Here is a 3642-nt window from a genome sequence, read left to right as displayed (position 1 = left end):
AAAATTTCCACCTTTTTGGGCAAATTTATACCATTTTAATATGAAGATGCATAAAATACCCCCACCGCCTGTGGCACCTCCCCTTGCTAAGGGGAGGTTGGGAGGGGTTCTATATTAGTCAAGGTTTAAGCCGTTGGCAGTATAATTATACAATTGGGATATTTTATTTTCTGGAAGTCCCTAAAAGTATCAATTGATATATGGCACAAAAATAAATCACCAGAACCAAGGTAATGTGGTGCTGGCAAATAAAGAAATTGAATTGTTTGAACTTTCTAACGTTGTTCCCCTTTGACTCGAATTAATTCTGCAATACCAGCGATAAATGACGACACAGTGATGAGGATAACACTCAAAGCATTAATATCTGGCTTGACTCCTGTACGAATGCGGCTGAAAATTTCCATTGGTAGGGTATTTGAACCGCTACCAGCAGTAAAACTGGCAATCAGAAAATCATCCAAACTGAGGACAAAGGCAAGTAAACATCCTGCTACAATAGCTGGTGCTAGCTGGGGTAATAAGACTTGAATAAAGGCTTGTAGTGGGTTTGCACCTAAATCTAGTGCTGCTTCCTCTAAATGGGGATCGAGGTTTGTTAAACGGGAAGATACTACCAACCCGATATAAGCAATACAAAAAACTATATGTGCTGCCACAATTGTCGATATGCTCAAGGGAACGGCAAACGCAGCCAAAAATACAAGTGTTGCCACTGCGATCGCAATATCAGGAATAATTAAAGGTAAATAAGCCATCCCTCGATATAAACCCTTGCCAGGAAAGTTATAGCGTGCTAAACCAACTGCCATCAATGTTCCTAAGACAGCAGAAATCGTTACGGCACTGACACCAACAATTAAGCTATTTTTGAGAGATGAAAGAATGCGATCGTCACTAAATAATTTTTGATACCAATTAAAAGTAAATCCTTCCCATCCAGCGCTATAAGGTGATTTATTAAAGCTATAAAAGGCTAGTACTCCAATAGGTAAGTACATAAAAATAAACATTATTGATGAGAAAACCGCCTGCCATGACGCGACACGCGGCTTATGAGAAGATGAAGGGATATTCACGTCTTTAAATTTAAGTTTTATTTATATCAACATCGTCATAACACAAATAAGATATCTAGTCAATATTTCATTGGATGGATTAATAATTTAGGAAGTAAGCTAAAAAGCACCTAAGTTATACATCAGAGCAGGGAGGGATGCCTACTCCACAATAATTATAATAATTTAGATTATATGATTTAAATGCGGAACAGCTTAGTACTAGAAGCATGACAACGAGATAGGCAAGACTCTAAATGCTCGCAATTTTCGCATTCGATTTCTTTTCCTGGGTTGATACAAGCACAAGGAGGATTTAAGTAGCAATCGGCAGGTTTTTGTTTTCGATTCCGATGCATATATTTGTTTGCCGAAAGTTTTATACTCATTACTAAATCTTGAATAAACATAGGACAACCGTATAATTACAGAATAATTGTAATTTATTTACCAGCATAGGTAAAATCTAAAAGTTCTATATTAATTTAATTAACTATTAACCTTTTGCAACTCTTAAAGCTTCATCCTTAAGAAGTGTTTTTTTAGACGCAATAAATACTCAATTAGAGATAGGAGATAAGCAGTATTTTAATTGACTAATGTGAAGATAAAATCCAGAAAAAGTCTCTCTGATGAAAGAGCTAATGTGTCGCTAATTTTCTTAAATTGTAGATACTGCTATCTAAGAAAAATTGTTAGTAAAGTTATGAATACTCAATCTCTAAACCCGATCGAACAACCAGTAAGTAAAGATGGACATTCTCAAGAAAAAGTGAATGTCAAAGAGCAAAATCTTACCGCAAATCCAGGTGATAAAATCGCTGATAAATCTGAATCAATCGAGGAAAAAGTGAAACAAGTAGCAGTCGATGCTGCTGATATTACAGGAGATTGGATACAAGTTCCGACATATTTCGTTGTTGAATATCCAAATGGTGAGAAAAAAGCCCTTCATCATGTTAAAGATGCAGAGGAAATTTCTGATGTGATTCGACAAGCGAGAGTTGATGAAAATGGCGATCGCATTTGGTGGTAATTATGTAGGGTTGGGGTATTCCCAGCCTTTTTGTTTATATTATTATTTGATGATTAGGATTTGTGTAAAAATAAACTGAACAATTTTTTATGTGAAAGCTATATTTAGCAAGCTATTCCAAATAAATTTTGTATAACTTATTTTTACATGATGCCTTATATGATTTTAATATAGACGTTCCACCGGAACGTCTCTACAATTGATTCGGTATGGGATTTATTTTGGTAATAAATCCTCCTTCGATTTGGTCAAGTTCCATGCAAAAGCAAATATCGATTGTTGCTTTATTTTACAGTTTTCAGGGTTGTGCGATCGCATGTCGCAAAAATTCAATAGGATTATTCTACTTATGACTGACATTAACAGAAAAAGCTAAAGAACTAATTGCTAAATCCCGAATAGTCAGCTTTACGGAATGGCAAACTTCCCATCCATCAGAAGCTATAGAGATTTTTCAAGCTGCTGATGATTCTAGCAAATACCTTACAGATATGGAATTAGAGCAAATTAAATTACTTGTACCAAATCGAATTGCGTATATAAACGTAGTTCAAAATTTACGCGATCGCGTTGCTGAAATTATTGATGAAGCACGAGAACAAGTATTAATAGAATATCCTGACATAACTAGTCCAGGAGGCAGTCTTTACCCACCAGAGCGAGCTGCCGCTTGTTGGCGTGACTTTTGGCACTTTCTACGCTGTATCACTTACGGCATCATGGGACAGCAGACAGAATACACTAGTTCTGAAGGGTTAAATTATATGAAATTGCTATACGAAGAGTTACAAGTACCTTTAGAAGCAATGATAGTCAGATTAGAAGGGATTAAGACAGCAAGCTTAAAACGCTGTGAAGCAAGTCAAAAAAATGCGATCGCACCTTATTTCGACCATTTAATTACCAAAATGTCAGCGTTTAAATATTGATACTTTGATATATAGAGGAATACAAAAAATAGAGATAAGCTAAATATCAGTACATATCATTATCTAACACAGCAGGAAGTCGAGCGATCGCACACCAAATTCAACGTCGAACCAATTACAAACGAACTCAAACTCAAGGTTCTCCAGGATAATGATTTTGATGTACCTGCTGATTTGAGTATTTTACAAGGAAAATATCTTCGCGATCGCGCTTACGAAGAGGAACGTCCGATAATTGCAGATTTTCACTTCGACACTAGCAAACACGAGCTATTAATGACTACCAACTATACCCGTGTAGTCGCTGTTGACTTCATTACCATGATTAACCCCAGTTTTCGCATCCGTCGCATTCTTTCCTACCGTCGTCCCCCCGAAGGACAACCACTCAAAGAAGTTGTATTAGTAGGTTTTGGAGTCGAACAAAAATCATAACTTTTCATGAAGATGAATTTTCATTTTTGCTACAATTAGTAGCTTGACTGCTCGTAACTAGCGACTTTCAAGCTATTAGTTAATAATTCTTAATTCATAAAGGATATAAAAGCATATAACTCGTAATAAAAGTTTAATAGATAACTGTAATTCTAATCATAGATATAAGATAGCGAAATGATAT

The 3642-nt window shown here is 35.8% G+C and carries 5 protein-coding genes; 3 read left to right on the top strand and 2 right to left on the bottom strand.

What is annotated here, in order from left to right; genetic code table 11:
* Positions 1-275: 275 nt before the first annotated feature.
* Both CK510_RS27920 and CK510_RS27915 read right to left on the bottom strand, forming a co-directional pair.
* On the bottom strand, positions 276-1001 hold the full coding sequence (locus tag CK510_RS27920; RefSeq protein ID WP_095724753.1) for an ABC transporter permease: 726 nt from the start codon (positions 999-1001) through the stop codon (positions 276-278).
* Between the two features lie 257 nt (positions 1002-1258).
* Entirely contained in the window at positions 1259-1447 is a 189-nt protein-coding gene (locus CK510_RS27915; RefSeq protein ID WP_245912473.1) for a hypothetical protein, read from the bottom strand.
* A 317-nt stretch (positions 1448-1764) separates the two neighbouring features.
* On the opposite strand from CK510_RS27915, the gene CK510_RS27910 reads away from it, so the two are divergent.
* The 3 genes from CK510_RS27910 (at position 1765) to CK510_RS27900 (ending at position 3458) form a co-directional block, all read left to right on the top strand.
* Positions 1765-2094 carry a hypothetical protein gene (locus CK510_RS27910; protein WP_095724751.1) on the top strand — a complete coding sequence of 110 codons (330 nt, stop codon included), beginning with the start codon at positions 1765-1767 and terminating at the stop codon, positions 2092-2094.
* A gap of 353 nt (positions 2095-2447) precedes the next feature.
* The gene (locus tag CK510_RS27905) at positions 2448-3023 is read left to right on the top strand and encodes a bilin-binding protein (protein WP_095724750.1); all 576 of its coding nucleotides are present in this window, start codon (positions 2448-2450) and stop codon (positions 3021-3023) included.
* Between the two features lie 45 nt (positions 3024-3068).
* Complete coding sequence (locus CK510_RS27900) at positions 3069-3458, top strand: phycobiliprotein lyase (protein WP_095724749.1); 390 nt, start codon at positions 3069-3071, stop codon at positions 3456-3458.
* The last annotated feature ends 184 nt before the right edge of the window (positions 3459-3642 follow it).

It is taken from the genome of Brunnivagina elsteri CCALA 953 (assembly GCF_002289455.1).
Classification (GTDB): Bacteria; Cyanobacteriota; Cyanobacteriia; order Cyanobacteriales; family Nostocaceae; genus Brunnivagina; species Brunnivagina elsteri.
The sequence above is the reverse complement of the archived record's forward strand: the minus strand, read 5'-3'. Positions and strand labels throughout refer to the sequence as shown.

Bases quoted from the DNA above. Each gene is read 5' to 3' on its own strand.
- CK510_RS27920 (WP_095724753.1), bottom strand. From the start codon at position 1,001: ATGTACTTACCTATTGGAGTACTAGCCTTTTATAGCTTTAATAAATCA.
- CK510_RS27915 (WP_245912473.1), bottom strand. From the start codon at position 1,447: ATGAGTATAAAACTTTCGGCAAACAAATATATGCATCGGAATCGAAAA.
- CK510_RS27910 (WP_095724751.1), top strand. From the start codon at position 1,765: ATGAATACTCAATCTCTAAACCCGATCGAACAACCAGTAAGTAAAGAT.